The sequence below is a fragment of the Leisingera sp. ANG-S5 genome (genome assembly GCF_000813925.1).
Classification (GTDB): Bacteria; Pseudomonadota; Alphaproteobacteria; order Rhodobacterales; family Rhodobacteraceae; genus Leisingera.
The window spans coordinates 656,156-676,199 of record NZ_JWLH01000001.1 but is presented as its reverse complement, the minus strand read 5'-3'; the positions used below and the strand labels follow the sequence as shown (position 1 = coordinate 676,199).

Genomic DNA, 20,044 nt, shown 5'->3' with positions numbered 1-20,044 from the left:
GAAGGGTAGGCGTCATCACCCTAAATGAAACTCATGAAGGCGGCGGCTTCGCCCCCCTTCATACCTCCCTGTTGGACTTCGGCCGAGCTTAGTGCTCGGCCTTTTTTTTGGCTTAACGTCACCCCGCAGACAGCTGCCGTGGATTAACATCCTGCAACAAAAACCCTTTTTTCTTTGACCTGAATACAACTCATCGGTTCAACTGAGCCAGAGGTTACCCGCACCCGGCCCGAATTTCTGGCACAGGAGGTTCCGATGATGTTTTATTTTCAGCACTTCGCCCGCATTTTGAGCGTTTTTTTGACAGTTCTGGTTCTTGGAACAGTCCTGCAAGCGCCAGCCATTGCTCAGACCAGCGAGGCGCCTGCCCTGCCCGATCCGCTGACGGAGGACGCCGTACATGAGATGGTCGCCCGGATGTCCGACGATCAAGTGCGGGCGCTGCTGCTTGAAAGGCTGGATGCCGTGGCGGCCCGGCAGCAGGCCGAAGCCCAGCCCCCGACCCTGACCGGGCGGGTGGTGCAGCTGTGGACAGCCTTTACGCTGCCGGTCACGGATGCGGTGCGGAAACTGCCGGTCCTGCCGGAGGGCCAGTCCCGCGCAATTGGCAATTTTGTGCAAAAGCACGGCGGCCTGGGCGGCGTGCTGAAGATGCTGGGGCTGATTGCCCTGACACTCGCCATCGGCCTGGCTGCGGAATTTGCGGTTCGCAAGCTGATCGCGCGCTGGCGCAACCTTGAAGCCGTCAGCGGCGATGCGGACACATTGGCAGGCGCGCTGAGCTTTCTGGGCCGGCGGTTCCTGCGTGAGATGATCGGCCTGGTGGTGTTCTATATCGTGATCCGCACGGTGGGCCGGGCGCTGCTCGATGCGCAGATGCTGCAGTTTGCGGCACCGATGGTCACCTATCTGATCTGGATGCCGCGCGTTGGGGCGGCCGTGTCCCGTTTCATCATGGCTCCGGAACGTCCGGACCGGCGGCTGGTCAACGCCAGCGACCGCTGGGCCGATTTCCTGTACCTGCACACCATTGGCCTGGTTTTTCTGGCCGGTCTTACGATCTTTTCCGTTGGGTTCAACACGGCCAACGGGGTTCCGCCTGAATCGATCCGCCTGGCCTATTGGCTGGATACCCTGGTCTATGTCTACATCATCTGGATTGCCTGGACCGCGCGCGAGGGCCTCACCGACATGATGCGCGGCACGGACCCGGACCGCACCCGCTATGACGAGGTTGCGGCGCATTACTACCCGTTCTTCGCCATGGCAGTGGCGGCGCTGACCTGGGTCGCCGTCGGCACCTTGGTTGGACTTGGCAAAGTGGCACAGCTGATCCACGGCGCCCATTACGTCACCATGTTCTGGCTGCTGGCCGCGCCGGCGCTGGACACCGCCATCCGCGGGCTGGTCAAGCATCTGGTGCCGCCGATGTCCGGCGAGGGCCATCTGGCCGAAGCCGCCTATATCTCCACCAAGCGCAGCTATATCCGGATCGGCCGGGTGCTGGTCGCGGGTATCGTGCTGATGATCATCTCCAATGCCTGGGATGTGGACCTGATGGCCATTGCCTCTGGTGCGGAAGGCATCGCCGGCAACATCATCGGCTGCCTGATGACCATTGCGGTGGGCTATGTGGTCTATGAGGGCGTGTCGCTGTGGATTAACCGGCGGCTCGCCAAGGAGCAGACCTCCGGCGAGGAGGCCGAGGTCGGCGGCGAAGGCGGCGGCGCGGGCGGCTCGCGGCTGGCGACGGTGCTGCCGCTGTTGCTGGTCACCGCGCAGATCGCCATTACGGTGATCTTTGGCCTGCTTGCGGTTGGGGCGCTGGGCATCGACATCACGCCGCTGCTGGCCGGCGCCGGGATTCTGGGCCTCGCCATCGGCTTTGGCGCGCAAAAGCTGGTGTCGGACGTGGTGTCCGGCATCTTCTTCCTGGTCGATGATGCCTTCCGCGTTGGCGAATATGTCGAGGTCGAAGGCACCCGCGGCACGGTGGAGAAGATTTCAATCCGCTCCATGCAGCTGCGCCATCACCGCGGTCCGATCAACACCATCCCTTATGGCGAGATCCCCAAGCTGACCAACTACAGCCGCGACTGGGTGATCATGAAGCTGCGCTTCACGGTGCCGTTTGATACCGATCCCAACAAGGTCAAGAAGATCTTCAAGAAGATCGGTGCCTCGATGCTGGAGGATGAACTGTACAAGGACGACTTTCTGCAGCCGTTCAAAAGCCAGGGCGTGTTTGATTTCGACGACGTCGGCATGATCATGCGCGGCAAGTTCATGGCCAAGCCGGGCACACAGTTCACCATCCGCAAGGAGATCTACAACCGGGTCAAGGCAGCCTTTGCTGAAAACGGCATCGACTTTGCCCGCCGCGAAGTCCGGGTCGCGATCCCGGGGCTGGAGGATACGGATCAGTTGAACGACTCCGAAAAGGCCGCTGTGGCTGCTGCCGCGGGCAGTGCAGCGCAGCAACAGGCGGCTGAGGGGGAAGCTGGTGCTGCCGGGCAGAAAAAGTAACTCCTTTGGCTGCGCTGTCAGGTTCGCGGCTTTGGTCGCTGGACTGGCGGTGCTTGCCACGGCCGGGCTGGCTGCAGGGCCGGAGCAGACGGAGCGGCAGCTGGACCATATTGAGACGGCGCAGAAGGCAGAGGGTTATGGCTTCCGCAACGGCTCTGTCGTGGTGGCGCCGGTGCCGTTTTCCAGCCCGATGATCGGCTCCGGTCTTGCGTTGGGGGCCGGGTATCTGTTCAAGACCAGCCCGGATGCCAATACTTCTGTGATCGGGCTGGGTGGTCTCAGATCCGATAACGGCAGTCAGGCGGCGGCAGCCATGGTGAACCTCGCCTTTCCCGGCAACCGCTGGCAGGTCAAGGCCTTCGCGGCACGGGCGGATGCGGTCTATGACCTTTATACCGGCCTTGGGGTGCTGCCGGTCAGCCAGGACGGGTCGCTGGTGCGGATCAACGCGGCGTATGGGGTGACGCCGGAGCTGTCTGCCGGGATCCTGCTGCGCTACTTGGAGACGGGCATCACGCCAAACGCGGGGCTGCTGCCGTCCAGCCTGCAGCCGGACGCCGATCTGGAAATCGGCACCTTCGGCCTCAGCCTCGACTGGGACCGGCGCGATGACAGCGACTATCCCACGCAAGGCACACGGCTCACTGCCTTTGCCACCCGGTCCCACACCCTGGGCGGGCTCAGCCGCCGGTATGACAAGGGTTATGCCATTCTTGACGGCTACCGCCCGCTGGGGCGGCGCGGTGTGCTTGCCTTGCGCGGCACCCTTTGCGCTGCCTCCGGCAACACGCCGTTCTTCGACCAGTGCTCCATCGGCGCAACCGACAACATGCGGGGCTTCAACAGCACGCAGTTCATCGGCGCGCGCTCTGTCTCGGTGCAGGCCGAGTACCGCAAAAGGTTTTCCAAGCGCTGGGGCAGCGTGGTCTTTGCCGGCACCGGCTGGACAGGACCGGAGTTCGGCGATTTGACGCAGGGCGGCAGCCACAGCGCCGCCGGCGCAGGCCTGCGCTACCGGGTGTCCAGGAAATTTCCGGTGGATTTCTCCATTGATGTCAGCCGCAACAACGCGCAGGAAACCCAGTTGTATGTCTATGTCGGGCAGCGGTTCTGACACTGGGGCCACGCGGCGTGCATCCGTTTGCGCAACCCCTCTTTCCCAATGGCAAAGCTTGCTCTAAAAGGCGCGCAATCGCAGCCATTGGGGACGTTTACGGATGCAGGAACCCGCCATCACGCCTGAACTGATCGCAAATCACGGGCTGAAGCCTGATGAATACGATCTGATCCTCGAAATCATCGGGCGGGAGCCGACCTTCACCGAGCTGGGCATCTTCTCGGCGATGTGGAATGAGCACTGCTCCTACAAGTCCTCCAAGAAATGGCTGCGCACCCTGCCGACCGACGGCCCGCAGGTGATCTGCGGCCCCGGCGAGAACGCGGGCATCGTGGACATCGGCGACGGCGATGCCGTTGTTTTCAAGATGGAAAGCCACAACCACCCCTCCTACATCGAACCCTATCAGGGCGCGGCAACCGGGGTTGGCGGCATTCTGCGGGACGTCTTTACAATGGGCGCGCGCCCCATCGCCTCGATGAACTCGCTGTCCTTCGGCGAGCCGGGCCACCACAAGACCCGCCAGCTGGTCAACGGTGTGGTTGAGGGCATCGGCGGCTACGGCAACTGCTTTGGCGTTCCGTGTGCAGGCGGCGAAGTGCGCTTTCACCCCGCCTATAACGGCAACTGCCTGGTGAACGCCTTTGCGGCCGGCCTCGCACGCACCGACTCGATCTTCTACTCCGCCGCCTCTGGCGTTGGCATGCCGGTTGTGTACCTTGGCGCCAAGACCGGCCGTGACGGCGTTGGCGGTGCAACCATGGCATCCGCCGAGTTCGACGATACCATCGAGGAAAAGCGCCCCACCGTTCAGGTCGGCGACCCCTTCACCGAAAAGCGCCTGATGGAAGCCACGCTGGAGCTGATGCAGACAGGCGCGGTGATCTCGATCCAGGACATGGGTGCCGCTGGCCTCACCTGCTCTGCCGTGGAAATGGGCGACAAGGGCAAGCTGGGCGTGCGCCTGGACCTGGAAAAGGTGCCGCAGCGCGAAGAGAACATGACCGCCTACGAGATGATGCTGTCGGAATCCCAGGAGCGGATGCTGATGGTGCTGAAGCCGGAGCTGGAAGCTGAGGCGCGCGCGGTGTTCGAAAAGTGGGACCTGGACTTTGCCATCGTTGGCGAGACCATTGCCGAAGACCGCTTCCTGATCATGCACAACGGCGAAGTGAAAGCCGATCTGGTGCTGTCGAAACTGTCCTCCACCGCACCGGAATACGACCGTCCGTGGGTGGAAACCCCGGCCGCCGAGCCGCTGACTGACGCTGATGTGCCCTCCATCGACCCGATTGACGGTCTGAAGGCGCTGCTGTCCTCGCCGAACTACGCGGGCAAGCAGTGGGTCTATGAGCAGTATGACACCACCGTGATGGGCGACACCCAGCGCCGTCCGGGCGCGGGCTCTGGTATCGTGCGTGTGCATGGCACCGGCAAGAAGCTGGCGTTCACCTCCGACGTGACCCCGCGCTACGTCAAGGCGAACCCCATCGAGGGCGGCAAACAGGCGGTGGCCGAGGCCTACCGCAACCTGACCGCTGTCGGGGCCAAGCCGCTGGCGACCACTGACAACCTGAACTTCGGCAACCCCGAAAAGCCGGAAATCATGGGCCAATTTGTCGGCGCCATCAAAGGCATCGGCGAGGCTGTGGCCGCGCTGGACATGCCGATCGTCTCCGGCAACGTGTCGCTGTATAACGAAACTGACGGCAAGGGCATCCTGCCGACCCCGACCATCGGCGCCGTGGGCCTGATTGCCGCGGGTGAAGAGCCGATCATCGGCGAGGCGCGCGACGGCCATGTTGCCCTTCTGGTGGGTGAAACCACTGGCCACCTGGGCCAATCAGCACTGCTGGCAGAGGTCTTCAACCGCGAGGACGGCGACGCCCCGGCGGTGGATCTGGCAGCCGAGAAGCGCAACGGCGAATTCATCCGCGCCAACCGCGATTTCATCAAGGCCTGCACGGACCTGGGCGACGGCGGCCTGGCGCTGGCGGCGTTCGAGATGGCCGAAGAGGCAGGCGTCGGCGTGCAGATCGACGCGGGCGACACCCAGACCGTGTTCGGCGAGGACCAGGCGCGCTACCTGATTGCCTGCAACTTCGACCAGGCTGAGGCGCTGATGCTGGCCGCGGGACAGGCGGGCGTGCCGCTGACCTCCGTCGGTAAATTCGGCGGCGATATGGTGAAGTTCGGTGCTTCCGAGGCCCCGCTGGCAGAGCTGAAGGACATCTTCCGCTCCAGCTTTGCCGCCGCCGTGGCTTGATCTGCAGCGCAAAGCGTTGACATTTAACGGGCGGGATGGCGCAGCTGTCCCGCCCTTATTCATGACGGGGGTTCCCGCTTGCCGCTTCCTGAACTCACCGAGGATTGCAGCCGCTGCGCAGGCCTGTGTTGCGTGGCCTATCCGTTTGAAGAACATGAGGATTTTGGCCTGCTGAAGGCGGCAGACATCCCCTGCCCCAACATCGCCCCGGATTTCCGCTGTAACATTCACAATGACCTGGCCAAATGCGGCTTTGGCGGCTGTGTGGCTTATTCCTGCGCCGGTGCCGGTCAGCGGGTGACGCAAGTGTTGTTTGACGGCGAAACCTGGCGCGACGACCCGGATCTGCTGACCCATATGACCTATGCCCTGCGGGTGTTGCGCCCGATTCACGAGGCGCTTCTGGTGCTGCAAGAGGCCGCCGCGCTGCCGCTGCCAAAGGATCTGCAGGAGCGCTGCGCGGAGCTGACGCGCGCGCTCTGCCCGGAGGCACCGTCGTCGGTCTGGGATTTCGAGGAGGACAGCGTGCAGGACGCCCTGGCGGCGCTGCCTGGTTTCGTTGAAACCATTGCCCCTTATACGCAGCACCGCAGTTAATCCGGGTTGCACAGCCCCAAGCGGACACTTACATTTTTGTCAAATCAGACAAAGGACTCCCCCAGATGCCTATGCAAGCCCATGAAATTGAAGAATTGCTGCGCGAGAGCTTTCCAGACGCCGAAATCCAGGTGGCTGGCACAGACGGCGTGCACATGTCAGCGATGGTTGTCGACGAGAGCTTCCGCGGCAAGAACCGCGTCCAGCAGCAGCGCGCTGTCTATGCCGCGCTGAAAGGCAAGATGGACGGCCCCGACGGCGAGCTGCACGCGCTGGCGCTGACCACCAAGGCGCCGGAATAATCTGAATGTCTTCTGGCTGGTGGTTCATGATCGGCCTTCTGGGCCTCGCTGCAGGTATCTATGCCATTGATACGCAGTTGAAGAAACGACGCCGCAAGCGTCCTTTATCGCGCAGCCAGCCAGATTACGAATACCATCCCCTAACGCCGGACAGCGACTTGGGTCTGGAAGCGGTCGACCTGAAGATGGTGGACAGCGTAAACAAAGAAAACGAGCGGCTTGAGAAACTGAACGGCAAAATGCGCAGACCTCTCAGAAGAATGCGGGCGCCGGCACGCACCGCCAAGGCACCGGAGTAACCCGGGATGTCGCTGTTCTCCTCCATTCTGGTGATTGGCATTGTGATCATGACCGCTGTTGTGGCGGTTGTGTCCCAGCGCCGGCGCCCACTGGAAGACGATGACGACGACCCCGATTACCACACCCTGCGCTCTGACTATCAGTCGGGCATGGGCGGCGGTTCCGCCCGGACCTGGAAAGTCCCAAAAGACCCGCAGGAATACGCCCGGTTCTTTGTTCCGAAGCGCAAACTGAAGTAGCACAGGTGAGCAAAAAATGAGCGGTATTCCTACTCTTTGGCTCGTTTGTGGAGGTTTTCTACTTTGGTTTGGAGCAGTCCTGTCTGCCTTGCTGTATTTGAAACGGCATGACAAACCACAGCCGCGCAATGCCCTTTGTGCCGCTTGACGGAAAGCATCCTGAGCTGGAGGCAGAACTGAAGCACGAGAAGCAAGAGCGAATGATTGAAATGGGAACAAACGTCGTGAGTAAGTACCTTGACCGCTTTTGAACCTGTTTTCAGCCTTTATCCAGCCATCGCAGCAATTGCCTTGATTGCGGGACTTACTTTTCTGAAGCTTCTCCCCTATATCCGAACCGAACGCGACCGGCGGAAGCGCCAAGAGGAAATGGATTAATGACCGACGCAAAGACCCGCATCGACGAAACCGTCAAAGCCAATGACGTGGTGCTCTTCATGAAAGGCACCAAGGAAATGCCGCAGTGCGGCTTCTCTTCGCGCGTGGCAGCCGTGCTGAATTACATCGGTGTCGACTACACCGATGTGAACGTGCTGGCCGACGAAGACCTCCGTTCGGGCATCAAGGAATACTCCGACTGGCCGACCATCCCGCAGCTTTATGTGAAGGGCGAGTTTGTCGGCGGCTGCGACATCATCACCGAGATGGCCCTGTCGTCGGAGCTGGACACCTTGTTCGAGGACAACGGCATCACCTTCAACAAGGAAGCCGCAGACAAGATCCGCGAAGCCAACGCCTAATTTCAGGCGGAATCGGCAGCAAAAAAAAGGCGCCTCTAGGGCGCCTTTTCCTTTTTTTTGCAGTGGCTTAGGACCCCCCCTCAGCCCGCTGCCTGTTCCTCAATCTGCTGGGCCAGTGCTTCGGTGCGGGCGGCCAGTTCGGCCAGGCTCTCGTTCACCTGCGGCGGCACGATAGGGATCTCGATCCTCTCAGGCTCCGGCGGGGGCGCGTTTTTCAGCGCTTCCAGCTCCTGCATTCGCTCGGCAAGTTCGGCCTCCACTTCCTTGATCCGGTCCTCGACAGCGGCAGTCTTGTCCGCCAGCATCAGCCCGGCCATCAAGAGCATCCGCGCCTCCGGCATACGGCCGATCTGGTCGGACAGCACTTGCGCCTCATCGTCCAGCATCTTGGCGGCAGAGTGCAGATAGCTTTCCTCGCCTTCCTGGCAGGAGACCTCAAAGCCGCGGCCGCCGATCATTATGGTTACTTCAGGCATCAGACTTCCTCTCCCTCAGGCAGGTTGCGGGCATTGGCCAGAAGCGGCTCCAGCTTGGCCAGCACGGCGTTGACCTGGGCCTGATCGCTGGCCTGGGCTGCGCGCAAACCTTCGATTTCGGCTTCCATCGCGGTGTTAATCAGCCCGGCATCGCCCAGGCTTTGCGCGTTGGCTTCGCGCAGGGAGATATTTGAGGCACGCAGCTCCTCATTGGCCTGGCGCAGTTGCTGCAGCTCCATATCGAGCCGCACCAGCGCTTCGTTCTGACGTTCCAGTTCGGCGCTCATGTCCGGTGCGTCCGCCGGCTCTGCAGGCGTGTTCTCCGCCGCAGGGGCTGCCTCCAGCTGTGCCTTCAGCGCGTCATTGGCCGCCTTGGCCTCTGCCAGCTCATCTTCAAGCGCTTCCTTGTCGCTGGCGGCAGTATTGGCCGCCGCTTCCAACTCACCCTTCAGACGGGCAACCTCCGAACGCAGCGCCTGTTTCTCAGCCGGATCCCCGGCCTCGTTGCGCAAGAGCTCCAGTTCTGCCTGCATCGCGGCCACGTCTTCGTCGCTGGCAGAACCAGCCGGCGCGCTGCCCTCAATTTCCTTCAGGCGGGAGTGCAGGACCCGCACCCGCTCTTCCAGTTGGGCGTTGGCCGTCTTTTCCTCGTCCAGCGCCTGTTCAAGCTCAGCATTGGCGGCACCGGCAGCGGCGGCCTCAGCAGCCTGCACCGCTTCTGCCGCGGCTTCCTCGGCCCTGACCTTATCCGCCGCGCGCGCCTCCTGCAGCGCGGCTGTGCCTTCGCTGATACGCTCCAGCGCAGCCTGGATGCGGCCCTGCAATTCTTCAATCTGGTTCATGCCCGTCCCTCACCCGCGCCCTGCCGTTCCATTGTCGTTCTGCGGCCTGCCCGAATCGAGCACGCGCGGCCGGCATGGGCCAATTCTTCCCTTTCAGGGATAAATCACCCCCCTTTGCGTTTCAACCACTTGCCGCGCCTAGTTCGCGCAGATTGGCCGCAATAGGCGCAACCACGCTTGATCTTTGGCGCATCGCTGTTATTGAGCGCAGCAAATGCCTGTTAACGCCAAAGGACAATCCAAGTGGACCTGACAGCCCTGCGCACCGCCAATCCCGAACATTGGAACAAAGCCGCCGCCATCCGCGCGCTGGCCCTGGACGCGGTTGCCGCCGCCAATTCCGGCCATACCGGCATGCCGATCGGCATGGCCGATGTCGCCACCGTGCTGTTCGAAAAGCACCTGAAATTCGATGCATCCAACCCGCAGTGGCCGGACCGCGACCGGTTCATCCTGTCGGCAGGCCACGGCTCGATGCTGATCTACTCGCTGCTGTACCTCACCGGCGACAAGCAGGTCACCCTGGATCAGATCAAGAACTTCCGCCAGACCGGCGCGCTGACCGCGGGCCACCCGGAGAACTTCCTGCTGGACGCAGTTGAAGTCACCACCGGCCCGCTGGGCCAGGGCATCTCCAACGCCGTCGGCTTTGCCATGGCAGAGGAAATGCAGCGCGCCCATTACGGCAAGAAAGTTGTTGATCACCACACCTACGTGATCGCCGGCGACGGCTGCCTGATGGAGGGCATCAGCCAGGAGGCCATCGGCCTCGCAGGCCGCCACCAGCTGGGCAAGCTGATTGTCTTCTGGGACAACAACAACATCACCATCGACGGCACCGTTGATCTGTCCGACCGCACCAACCAGGTGCAGCGCTTCAAGGCGTCGGGCTGGCAGGTGTTGGAAATCGACGGCCACGATCCGGTTGCCATCGACGAGGCCATCACCGCGGCGAAGAAATCGAAGAAACCCTCGATGATCGCCTGCAAGACCCACATCGCCCTGGGCCACGCCGCGCAGGACACCTCCAAGGGCCACGGCGCCCTGACCGATCCCGATCAGCTGAAAGCGGCCAAGGACGCCTACGGCTGGACCGGCGGCGCGTTTGAGGTACCGGCAGAGATCAAATCCCAATGGGAAGAGATCGGTTCGCGCGGCAAGTCCGAGCGCGAAGCCTGGGAAGCCCGCTTTGCGGAGCTGTCGCAGCAAAAGCAGGACCGTTTCAACCGCGCCTATTCTCTGGATGCGCCGAAGAAACTGTCGGCTGCCATCAAGGCGCTGAAAAAGCAGGTGAGCGAGGAGCAGCCCAAGGTTGCCACCCGAAAATCCTCTGAGATGGCGCTGGCCGTCATCAACCCGCTGATGCCGGAAACCGTGGGCGGCTCTGCCGACCTCACCGGCTCCAACAACACCAAGACCGGCGACCTGGGCGTCTTTGACACCGACAACCGCAAGGGCCGCTATGTCTACTGGGGCATCCGCGAGCACGGTATGGCCGCAGCGATGAACGGCATGGCCCTGCACGGCGGCATGCGCCCCTACGGCGGCACCTTCTTCTGCTTCACCGACTATGCCCGCCCGGCGATGCGTCTGGCCGCGCTGTCGAAAATCCCGTCGGTGTTTGTGATGACCCACGATTCCATCGGCGTTGGCGAAGATGGCCCGACCCACCAGCCGGTGGAGCATCTGGCGATCTGCCGCGCGACCCCGAACACCTATGTGTTCCGCCCCGCCGACACCGTGGAAACCGCCGAGGCCTGGGAAATCGCCCTCACCTCCAAGGACACTCCGTCGGTGATGACGCTCACCCGTCAGAACCTGCCCACCGTCCGGACCGAGCACAAGCTGACCAACATGGTCGAAAAAGGCGCCTATGTTCTGGCTGAGGCCGAGAACAAGCGCCAGGTGATCCTGATCGCCACCGGCTCTGAGGTTTCCGTTGCGATGGACGCCAAGGCCAAGCTGGAGGCCGAAGGCATCGGCACCCGCGTCGTCTCCATGCCCTGCATGGAGCTGTTTGCACAGCAGGACGAAGCCTACCGCCGCAAGGTCCTGCCCGCAGGCCCGGTGCGTGTCGGTATCGAGGCCGCCGTCCGCGACGGCGGCTGGGACCGCTGGCTGCTGGGCGAGCGCGGCCAGGAGAAGAAAGCCGGTTTCGTCGGCATGGACCGCTTCGGCGCCTCTGCCCCCGCAGGCGAGCTGTTCGAACGCTTCGGCATCACCGCCGAGGGCACGGTGGCTAAGGTGAAAGAGCTGCTGGGTTAAGTCAGTTCACAGATAAGAACGAACACAGGGGCATCCAAGCGGATGCCCCTTTTCTGTTTGTGCAGTCCACAAACCCGGCGCCCGGGCCGAGGGGTGGGCGTGAAGCGCCCCCCCCGTGGGGTCGGTCCGGGCGCTGCCCGTGCTTCGCACGGGCATTTTGCTCAATGGCTGGCCTTCTTCCCAGAAACCGAGGCAATCGCCGGCCCGATAACCTTCGTCGCCAGCGGGATAAGCACCAGCCCCCAGGCCACACCAAACACCCCGTCCATCGTTGCTTTGGCGGTCCACTCGGCAAAGCCCATCCAGGCAGCAGGCACTGCGTGACCCACGGCATTGGCCCAGTCGTGGATGTGATGGCCCAGCCAGCCAAAGCCCAGCACCTCCAGCCCGTGGATGATGATGGAGCCGCCGACCCACAGCATCGCCGCGGTGCCAACCACCGACAGGATCTTCATCAGCACCGGCATGAACTTGACCAGCCCGCGCCCCAATCCGCGCCCCACCGGCGTCGGTGCGTTCTGCGCCAGGTAGAGACCCACATCGTCCATCTTCACGATCAGCGCGACAGAGCCGTAGACCGCCAGCGTCACGCCGATCGCCACCACCGCCAGAGTCGCAGCCTGCATCCAGACGTTCGGCGCCTCGATGGCGGCCAGCGCGATGGTCATGATCTCGGCCGACAGGATGAAATCGGTCTTGATCGCGCCCTTGATCTTCTGCTCTTCCAGATGGCCGGGGTCCTTGACGCTCATATCCTCGTCGATGGCGTGGCTGGCGTGCGGGAACAGCACGTGAAAGACCTTCTCAGCACCTTCAAAACACAGGTAGGACCCGCCGAGCATCAGCAGGGGCGTAATCAGCCAGGGCGCGAAATTTGCCAGCAGCATGGCGACGGGCATCAGCAGGATCAGCTTGTTGAACAAGGAGCCTCGGGTAATGCGCCAGATGATCGGCAACTCGCGGGCCGGCGCAAACCCCTGCAGATACTTCGGCGTCACTGCGGCGTCGTCGATAATCACGCCCGCGGTCTTGGCCCCGGCCTTGCCCGCCGCTGCCGCCACATCGTCGACCGAGGCCGCTGCCACCTTGGCGATCCCCGCCACATCATCCAGCAACGCCAGCAATCCGCTCATGCCAATTTCCTCAATCCCTGTTCGCGTCTGAGTGGCAATCTGCCTTCTTCCGCGCCGCAGCACAAGCGTTAGCGCCACCGCACGCGGGGCGCGGATTTCCGTTACCGCCACCGCCACAAACCGTTATCGCCAACATCACGATTTTGCGCTAACAGTTTCATTTAATGACGCTTTTACCCCTTTAGACCACATCCGCCCCGGTCTATATGGCGGCCAAAGGTTTTGCTCGCTTGGAGACGTACTCATGACCATCAAAGTCGGGATCAACGGTTTTGGCCGCATCGGCCGCTGCACCCTGTCGCACATCGCCGCCTCGGGCCGCGACGACATCGAAGTGATCAAGGTGAACGCCACCGGCCCGCTGGAAACCGCTGCGCATCTGATCAAATACGACTCCGTGCATGGCCGTTTCCCGGGTGAAGTGACCATCGGCGACGGCACCATGAACCTGGGCCGCGGCGACATGCAGATGTTCTCCACCTATGACATGAACGAGCTGGACTGGTCGGGCTGCGACGTCGTTCTGGAATGCACCGGCAAGTTCAACGACGGCGAAAAGGCCAAGGCGCACCTGGAGCGCGGCGCCAAGAAAGTGCTGCTGTCCGCCCCCGGCAAGAACGTCGACAAGACCATCGTGTTCGGCGTCAATGACGACCAGCTGCAAGCCGGCGACACCATGATCTCCAACGGCTCCTGCACCACCAACTGCCTGGCGCCGCTGGCCAAGGTGCTGGACGAGGCGTTCGGCATCGAGCACGGCATCATGACCACCATCCACGCCTACACCGGCGACCAGCCGACCCTGGACCGCCGCCACAAGGACCTGTACCGCGCCCGCGCTGCCGCCATGTCGATGATCCCGACCTCGACCGGCGCCGCCAAGGCCCTGGGCGAAGTGCTGCCGAACCTGAAAGGCCGCCTGGACGGCTCCGCCATCCGCGTGCCGACGCCCAACGTCTCTGCAGTGGACCTGACCTTCCGCGCCGGCCGCGACGTGACCGCCGAGCAGGTCAACGCCGCCGTCAAAGAGGCTGCTGAGGGCCCGATGAAGGGCGTGCTGGGCTATGAGCCGGCGCCGCTGGTCTCCACCGACTTCAACCACACCCCGGAGAGCTCGATCTTCGCACCGGACCAGACCCGCGTGGTCGAGGACCGCATGGTGCGCGTGCTGGCCTGGTACGACAACGAATGGGGCTTCTCGGTCCGCATGGCCGATGTAGCCGTGGCCATGGGCAAGCTGGGCTAAACGCCGCTAGACCCTTGAGAATTCGTGCCCGCTCAGGTTATCTGGGCGGGCGTTTTCATTTGCGGTGGAGCTTTCATGACAAACCGGATTGCCATTTACCTCGGGCTGTTCCTGATTGCCGCCGCCGTGATTGACATCGCCCTGTTCGGCGACACGCATATGATCTTTCTCGGCAAGAAGCTGTTTGCGCTGATCGACTGGGCTGCTTTCTGGCGCTGACGTCCCGCACAGTCCCGCAGCGTTCCACAGATAGCACAAAGCCGGGCGTCAGCCCGGCTTTGCCTGCGTCCAAACCTGTAAACGGAGTCAGCCGGTTTTGCCCAACCGCTCCATCAGCTTGTCATTGACAAGCGGTGTGACGAATTTCGACACGTCGCCATCCAGCCGGGCGATTTCCTTGACCAGTTTCGATGCAATCGCCTGATGCCGCGCCTCGGCCATCAGGAACACGGTCTCGATCGAGCTGTCCAGCGCCCGGTTCATTCCAACCATCTGGAACTCGTACTCGAAATCGGCAACCGCCCGCAGGCCGCGCACGATGATCTGTGCACCCACGTCGCGGGCGCAGTCGATCAGCAGGTTTTCGAACGGATGCGCAATGATCTCGGTGCCGGTCTCATCGCTCAGCTTGGCGCATTCCGCTTCGATCATCGCCACCCTCTCCTCCAGCGGGAACAGCGGCCCCTTGTCGCGGTTGATGGCGACGCCGATCACCAGCTTGTCCACCAGCGCGCTGGCGCGGCGGATGATGTCGATATGCCCGATGGTGATCGGATCAAATGTGCCGGGATACAGACCAACGCGCATGGGCGGCCTCCTGCCTTGTCAGAAATTTCTGCACACGCAAACATATTTGCAGCCGCCATTGCAAGGGGGCAGAAATACGGAAGCGCAGCCTGCGGCCAAGTGCCCCGCGCGCCGGCTTGCGGGCTCAGTGGCCCATGATCATGTCCTGCAGCGCGTCCTTCTCCATCGCTACCTGGGCCAGCTGCGCCTTGACGGCATCGCCAAGGGTGATGATCCCGATGAGCTTTCCGTCTTCCTCAACTACCGGCATGTGGCGGAACCGGCCGTCGGTCATCTGCTGCAGAACTTCGCCGACGTTTGACTGGCTGGTGCAGGTGACCAGTTCCTTGGTCATATAGCCGCTGACAGGCTCCGACAGGCAGCCTGCGCCGTCCTTGGCCAGTTCCCGCACGATATCCCGCTCCGACAGGATGCCGTCCGGGTATTCGCCGTCTGCGGATACCACAACGGTGCCGAAACGGTTGTCTGCCATCACTTTTGCAGCTTCGGCGACACTCGCAAACAGGCTGACGGTAACAACACCCGAGCCGGCCTTGGACTTTAAAATCTCTTGAACGAGCACGCTGGGGACCTCCGGAAATAACTTCTCAATAAATTAAGTGTGCCGCAACGCAGCTTTAAGTCAAGGCTTCCAGCCGGGCCACCTCGTCGCGGATGCCCTTGGACAAGGCATGGGCAAATCGGTTCAGCCGCTCGCTGCGCTGGTCGCCCTGGTGCCGCACCAGGTGGAAACTGCGGGTGAGGCTCACCTTGTCGGTCAGGATCTTGCGCAGCATACGGTGGGCCGGCAGGCTGAAATCATGCGCAATACAGACCGCCGTCCCTTGCGCCGCCATCTTGATCTGCACCGAGACAGAGTTGGACGCCAGCGCCACCCGCTCAATGCCGATGTCGTTCAGGTAGTCCAGTTCCTTGTCAAAGATCATGTCCGGAATATAGCCGATCATCTTGTGACCCTTCAGGTCTTCCAGCTTTTCGATCGGCGGGTGTTCCTTCAGGTAATGGCGCGAGGCCACAAGGTGCAGCTTATAGTCGCAGATCTTCTGCACCAGCAGCTTGCCCGCGGTGGGGGCGCTGACCGTGACTGCCATGTCGGCTTCGCGGCGGCTGAGGTTGATGACGCGCGGCAGTGCCACGATCTGGATGTCCAGATCCGGGTTGTCCTCTGCGATCTGGGCGCAGACCTGCGGCAATATGTAGTTGGCGCTGCCGTCCGGCGCGCCGATGCGGATCTGGCCAGACATGGTATCGCTGGGGCCGCTCAAGGCTTCCGTCCCTGCCCTCATGGCCTGTTCTGCCGCTTCGGCATGGACCAGCAGACGGTCGCCAGCTGCGCTGAGGGCATAGCCCTGCGGCGATTTCACGAACAGCGGGGTTTCCAGCGCCGCCTCGAACCGGGCGATGCGGCGGCCGACGGTGGCGGGGTCCATCTTGAGGATGCGGCCGGCGCCGGACAGGCTCGCCTCCCGCGCCACCGCCAAAAACACTTTCATATCATCCCACTGCGGATCCATTGGCCCCGGGTCCTCCGTTCTGCTGCTAACCTGGCGTTAACCTTTTGCGTTCCTGCAAAGCCTCTTTGAAATGTTTCCTCTTTTCCAGTGTTTTTTGCAAGCCTACGATTAGGGCAACATGAACAGAGGAGGATCCGATGAAAGAACTCGGCCACTTTATCAACGGCAAACTGGTCTCCGGCACCTCGGGCCGCTTTGACGATGTCTTCAACCCCGCAACCGGCGAAGTGCAGTACCAGTGCCCGATGGCCAGCGCTGCGGAAATCACCGATGCGATCGAAAAGGCCGCGGCGGCACAGCCCGCATGGGGCGCCACCAACCCGCAGAAACGCGCCCGCGTGATGATGGCGATGGTTGGCCTGATGAACCGCGACATGGACAAGCTGGCAGAGGCCCTGTCCCGCGAGCACGGCAAGACCATCCCGGACGCCAAGGGCGACCTGCAGCGCGGCCTGGAAGTGATCGAATACTGCGTCGGCGCGCCGCAAATGCTGAAGGGTGAATTCACCGACAGCGCAGGCCCCGGCATCGACATGTACTCCATGCGCCAGCCGCTGGGTGTTGTCGGCTCGATCATGCCGTTCAACTTCCCGGCCATGATGCCCCTGTGGCACGTCGGCCCGGCGCTGGCCTGCGGCAACGCCGTGGTGCTGAAACCGTCCGAGCGCGACCCCTCCGTGCCGCTGATGCTGGCGGAACTGTTTGTCGAGGCCGGCCTGCCCGAAGGTGTGTTCCAGGTGGTGAACGGCGACCGCGAGGCGGTTGATACCATCCTGGACAGCGACATCATCCAGGGCGTGTCCTTCGTGGGCTCCACCCCGATTGCGCAGTACATCTATTCCCGCGCCACCGCCAACGGCAAGCGCGCCCAGTGCTTCGGCGGCGCCAAGAACCACATGATCATCATGCCCGACGCTGATCTGGACCAGGCCGCAGACGCGCTGGTCGGCGCAGGCTTCGGCGCGGCCGGCGAACGCTGCATGGCGATCTCCGTTGCGGTGCCGGTTGGCGAGGAAACCGCCGACAAGCTGATCGAAAAGCTGATCCCGCGCATCGAGACCCTGAAGGTCGGTCCCTACACCGCCGGCGACGACGTCGACCTGGGCCCGGTTGTGACCGCAGCCGCCAAGGAGCGTATCCTTGGCCTGATCCAGTCCGGTGTCGATCAGGGCGCCAAGCTGGTTGTCGACAACCGCGACTTTAAACTGCAGGGCTACGAGGACGGTTTCTTTGTCGGCGCCCACCTGTTCGACCATGTCACCCCCGACATGGACATCTACAAGCAGGAAATCTTCGGCCCCGTGCTTTCCACTGTGCGTGCAGGCACTTACGAGGAAGCCCTGAAGCTGGCGATGGACCACGAGTACGGCAACGGCACCGCGATCTTCACCCGTGACGGCGACACCGCGCGTGACTTCGCCTCCCGTGTGAACATCGGCATGGTGGGTATCAACGTGCCGATCCCGGTGCCGCTGGCCTACCACACCTTCGGCGGCTGGAAGAAATCCATGTTCGGTGACCTGAACCAGCACGGCCCGGACAGCTTCAAGTTCTACACCCGCACCAAGACCGTGACCTCCCGCTGGCCCTCGGGCATCAAGGAAGGCGGCGAGTTCAACTTCAAGGCAATGGACTAAACCACTGCTGACTAACAGGAAAAGGCCCCGAAAACTTCGGGGCCTTTTTCCTTTGCAGACATCTGGGGCAGATGCACCGCCGGTTTCCGCGGCGCTTTTGACGGCACGGTGTAAGTTAAAATAGGCTTTTCAGCCAGTTTTTGCTTGTTCCGCCGCGTAACTCGTCTATCCGGGCAGGAACAGACAGACAAACGGCAGGCGCATGAGCAAGACAGAAGTACCGGACCAGCCGCAGGCGGCTGCAAAGACCGCCCGCGACTGGGTCAAGATCCTGGCCCAATACCGCGACCCCAACCCCCTGCGCAGCAGCTTTGAGCTGGCCGTGACGGTGGTGCCCTTCCTGCTGCTCTGGGCGCTGGCCTGGTGGTCGCTGTCTGTCAGCTACTGGCTGACTCTGGCCATTTCCGTGCTGATCGCCGCATTCCTGTTGCGCCTGTTCACCATCCAGCACGACTGCGGTCATGGGTCCTTCTTTTCCAACCGGCATGTCAGCGACTGGGTCGGCCGCATCATCGGCGTACTGACCCTGACACCTTATGACGTCTGGCGCCGCACCCATTCGATCCATCACAGCACCCATGGCAACCTGGACAAGCGCGGCATGGGCGACATCCACACAATGACGGTGGCCGAATATCGCGCCGCCAGCCGCTGGGACCGTTTGGTCTACCGGTTGTACCGCCACCCGGTGACACTGTTCGCCATTGGTCCCGGCTACCTGTTCTTCCTGCAAAACCGCATCCCCTACGGCCTGACCGGCCAGGCCCGCTACTGGATCAGCGCGATGGGCACCAATGCCTCTATCCTGGCCGCTCTGGGACTGATCTGGTACTTCGGCGGGCTGATGCCGCTGGTGCTGATCTTCCTTCCAGCCACCCTGATCGCCGCTACCGCAGGCCTGTGGCTGTTCTATGTGCAGCACCAGTTCGAGACCACCCAGTGGGAGCAGGAAGAGGACTGGCAACTGCATGACGCCGCGCTGCACGGCAGTTCGCATTACGTGCTGCCGCCGGTGCTGCAATGGCTCAGCGCCAATATCGGCATCCACCATGTGCACCACCTCTACAGCCGCATCCCCTTCTACCGCCTGCCCGAGGTTCTGCGCGACCATGCCGAATTGGCCGAGGGCAACCGGATGACAATTCGTGAAAGCCTGGCCAACGCCCGGCTGCACCTGTGGGACGAGGACAGCAAGCGCCTGTTGTCCTTTGCCCAAGCCCGCAGCCTGTCAGCCTGACTGTTGTTTGATGCCAGGGCGGCAATCTTCCGCCGCCCGGCACAACACAAGCTTGTGAGGCTGGGAAATTCCGCTATGCCGCCCCTAGGAAAACTCGTTGGCATGCTTATCTTGCGGCGGAGTTTTCGAGCAGCACGGTAGAGGAAATATGACCAAACTCCGCATCACCCGCCGCGCAACCCTGATGGGTCTTGGCGCAACCCTGGCCACCCCGGCCCTTCTGCGCGCCCAATCCACAGACGCCTTCCCGCAAAACGAACCGGCGATCCGCGAGGAAGTGCCGGTGCAGCGCAACACCTCCGCCTTCACCCAGCAGAACTGGCAGGACCATTTTGAAACGCTGGGCGTAGGCTGCCTGCTGGCCGACATCAGCTCCCGCGCGCTGCATTACTGGGGCGCAGACGGCGAAACTTACCGGCTGTTCCCCTCTTCGGTGCCTATGACAGAGGACCTGACCAAGCGCGGCTACACCGAAGTGGTGCGCAAGAAGGAAAACCCCAGCTGGACCCCGACCGCGTCGATGCGCGAGCGCGACCCGTCGCTGCCGGTGACAATCGAAGGCGGGGTTCCGAACAACCCGCTGGGCACCCGTGCCATGTATCTGGACTGGCCGGCCTATCTGGTGCACGGCACCCATGACACCCGCAAGATCGGACGGCAAAGCTCCTCCGGCTGTATCGGCCTTTACAACCAGCACGTCGAAGACCTGTATGAGCTGGTGCAGATCGGCACCCAGGTGCGCTTGCTCTGACCTACGTGGCGGCAGCGGCAGGCTGAATAGAAAAGGGCGCGGAAAACTC

The 20,044-nt window shown here is 62.5% G+C and carries 20 protein-coding genes; 14 read left to right on the top strand and 6 right to left on the bottom strand.

Annotated elements, in window-relative coordinates:
- The first annotated feature begins 255 nt into the window (after positions 1–255).
- From RA25_RS03365 to grxD, 8 genes are all read left to right on the top strand, one after another.
- The gene (locus tag RA25_RS03365) at positions 256–2,526 is read left to right on the top strand and encodes a mechanosensitive ion channel family protein (protein ID WP_082023029.1); all 2,271 of its coding nucleotides are present in this window, start codon (positions 256–258) and stop codon (positions 2,524–2,526) included.
- Between the two features lie 31 nt (positions 2,527–2,557).
- The gene (locus RA25_RS03360) at positions 2,558–3,640 is read left to right on the top strand and encodes a BamA/TamA family outer membrane protein (protein ID WP_039170144.1); all 1,083 of its coding nucleotides are present in this window, start codon (positions 2,558–2,560) and stop codon (positions 3,638–3,640) included.
- Between the two features lie 103 nt (positions 3,641–3,743).
- Positions 3,744–5,909 carry a phosphoribosylformylglycinamidine synthase subunit PurL gene (purL, locus tag RA25_RS03355; protein WP_019297757.1) on the top strand — a complete coding sequence of 722 codons (2,166 nt, stop codon included), beginning with the start codon at positions 3,744–3,746 and terminating at the stop codon, positions 5,907–5,909.
- Between the two features lie 132 nt (positions 5,910–6,041).
- Positions 6,042–6,506 carry a hypothetical protein gene (locus RA25_RS03350; protein ID WP_039170141.1) on the top strand — a complete coding sequence of 155 codons (465 nt, stop codon included), beginning with the start codon at positions 6,042–6,044 and terminating at the stop codon, positions 6,504–6,506.
- Positions 6,507–6,571: 65 nt separating this feature from the next.
- The gene (locus RA25_RS03345) at positions 6,572–6,808 is read left to right on the top strand and encodes a BolA/IbaG family iron-sulfur metabolism protein (protein ID WP_019297755.1); all 237 of its coding nucleotides are present in this window, start codon (positions 6,572–6,574) and stop codon (positions 6,806–6,808) included.
- A 26-nt stretch (positions 6,809–6,834) separates the two neighbouring features.
- Complete coding sequence (locus RA25_RS03340; protein ID WP_039146073.1) at positions 6,835–7,107, top strand: hypothetical protein; 273 nt, start codon at positions 6,835–6,837, stop codon at positions 7,105–7,107.
- 6 nt (positions 7,108–7,113) lie between these two features.
- A complete protein-coding gene (locus RA25_RS03335; protein ID WP_019297753.1) occupies positions 7,114–7,347 on the top strand; it encodes a hypothetical protein in 234 nt (77 codons plus the stop codon).
- 377 nt (positions 7,348–7,724) lie between these two features.
- Complete coding sequence (gene grxD / locus RA25_RS03330) at positions 7,725–8,087, top strand: Grx4 family monothiol glutaredoxin (protein WP_019297750.1); 363 nt, start codon at positions 7,725–7,727, stop codon at positions 8,085–8,087.
- A gap of 80 nt (positions 8,088–8,167) precedes the next feature.
- Here the strand turns inward: grxD and RA25_RS03325 are convergent, their stop codons facing one another.
- Together RA25_RS03325 and RA25_RS03320 are read right to left on the bottom strand one after the other, a co-directional pair.
- The gene (locus RA25_RS03325; RefSeq protein ID WP_019297749.1) at positions 8,168–8,563 is read right to left on the bottom strand and encodes a cell division protein ZapA; all 396 of its coding nucleotides are present in this window, start codon (positions 8,561–8,563) and stop codon (positions 8,168–8,170) included.
- Positions 8,563–9,405 (bottom strand): hypothetical protein, encoded by an 843-nt coding sequence (locus tag RA25_RS03320; protein ID WP_019297748.1) that lies wholly within the window; start codon positions 9,403–9,405, stop codon positions 8,563–8,565. Before RA25_RS03320 ends, RA25_RS03325 begins: the two co-directional genes overlap by 1 nt.
- A 243-nt stretch (positions 9,406–9,648) precedes the next feature.
- Between RA25_RS03320 and tkt the strand changes: the two genes are divergently transcribed.
- On the top strand, positions 9,649–11,670 hold the full coding sequence (gene tkt, locus RA25_RS03315; RefSeq protein WP_039170138.1) for a transketolase: 2,022 nt from the start codon (positions 9,649–9,651) through the stop codon (positions 11,668–11,670).
- A 161-nt stretch (positions 11,671–11,831) separates the two neighbouring features.
- Here tkt and RA25_RS03310 read toward each other — a convergent pair whose 3' ends face one another.
- Positions 11,832–12,803: a DUF808 domain-containing protein gene (locus RA25_RS03310; RefSeq protein WP_039170136.1), complete on the bottom strand. Its 972-nt coding sequence runs from the start codon at positions 12,801–12,803 to the stop codon at positions 11,832–11,834.
- Positions 12,804–13,047: 244 nt separating this feature from the next.
- Between RA25_RS03310 and gap the strand changes: the two genes are divergently transcribed.
- Both gap and RA25_RS22940 read left to right on the top strand, forming a co-directional pair.
- Positions 13,048–14,049: a type I glyceraldehyde-3-phosphate dehydrogenase gene (gene gap, locus RA25_RS03305; RefSeq protein ID WP_039136330.1), complete on the top strand. Its 1,002-nt coding sequence runs from the start codon at positions 13,048–13,050 to the stop codon at positions 14,047–14,049.
- 75 nt (positions 14,050–14,124) lie between these two features.
- The gene (locus tag RA25_RS22940; RefSeq protein ID WP_019296919.1) at positions 14,125–14,268 is read left to right on the top strand and encodes a hypothetical protein; all 144 of its coding nucleotides are present in this window, start codon (positions 14,125–14,127) and stop codon (positions 14,266–14,268) included.
- 87 nt (positions 14,269–14,355) lie between these two features.
- On the opposite strand, the gene coaD is transcribed toward RA25_RS22940, so the two are convergent.
- The 3 genes from coaD to RA25_RS03285 form a co-directional block, all read right to left on the bottom strand.
- Complete coding sequence (coaD, locus tag RA25_RS03295) at positions 14,356–14,856, bottom strand: pantetheine-phosphate adenylyltransferase (protein ID WP_019296918.1); 501 nt, start codon at positions 14,854–14,856, stop codon at positions 14,356–14,358.
- 124 nt (positions 14,857–14,980) lie between these two features.
- Positions 14,981–15,418: a CBS domain-containing protein gene (locus RA25_RS03290; protein ID WP_039170134.1), complete on the bottom strand. Its 438-nt coding sequence runs from the start codon at positions 15,416–15,418 to the stop codon at positions 14,981–14,983.
- 55 nt (positions 15,419–15,473) lie between these two features.
- The gene (locus RA25_RS03285; protein WP_039146088.1) at positions 15,474–16,370 is read right to left on the bottom strand and encodes a LysR family transcriptional regulator; all 897 of its coding nucleotides are present in this window, start codon (positions 16,368–16,370) and stop codon (positions 15,474–15,476) included.
- A gap of 137 nt (positions 16,371–16,507) precedes the next feature.
- Between RA25_RS03285 and RA25_RS03280 the strand changes: the two genes are divergently transcribed.
- The 3 genes from RA25_RS03280 to RA25_RS03270 all read left to right on the top strand — a co-directional run bounded on the left by RA25_RS03280 (position 16,508) and on the right by RA25_RS03270 (position 19,995).
- Positions 16,508–18,007, top strand: a complete 1,500-nt coding sequence (locus RA25_RS03280; protein ID WP_039170132.1) for a CoA-acylating methylmalonate-semialdehyde dehydrogenase — start codon at positions 16,508–16,510, stop codon at positions 18,005–18,007.
- 202 nt (positions 18,008–18,209) lie between these two features.
- Complete coding sequence (locus RA25_RS03275) at positions 18,210–19,244, top strand: fatty acid desaturase (RefSeq protein ID WP_039146094.1); 1,035 nt, start codon at positions 18,210–18,212, stop codon at positions 19,242–19,244.
- 148 nt (positions 19,245–19,392) lie between these two features.
- Positions 19,393–19,995 (top strand): L,D-transpeptidase, encoded by a 603-nt coding sequence (locus RA25_RS03270; protein WP_019296913.1) that lies wholly within the window; start codon positions 19,393–19,395, stop codon positions 19,993–19,995.
- Positions 19,996–20,044 lie beyond the last annotated feature (49 nt).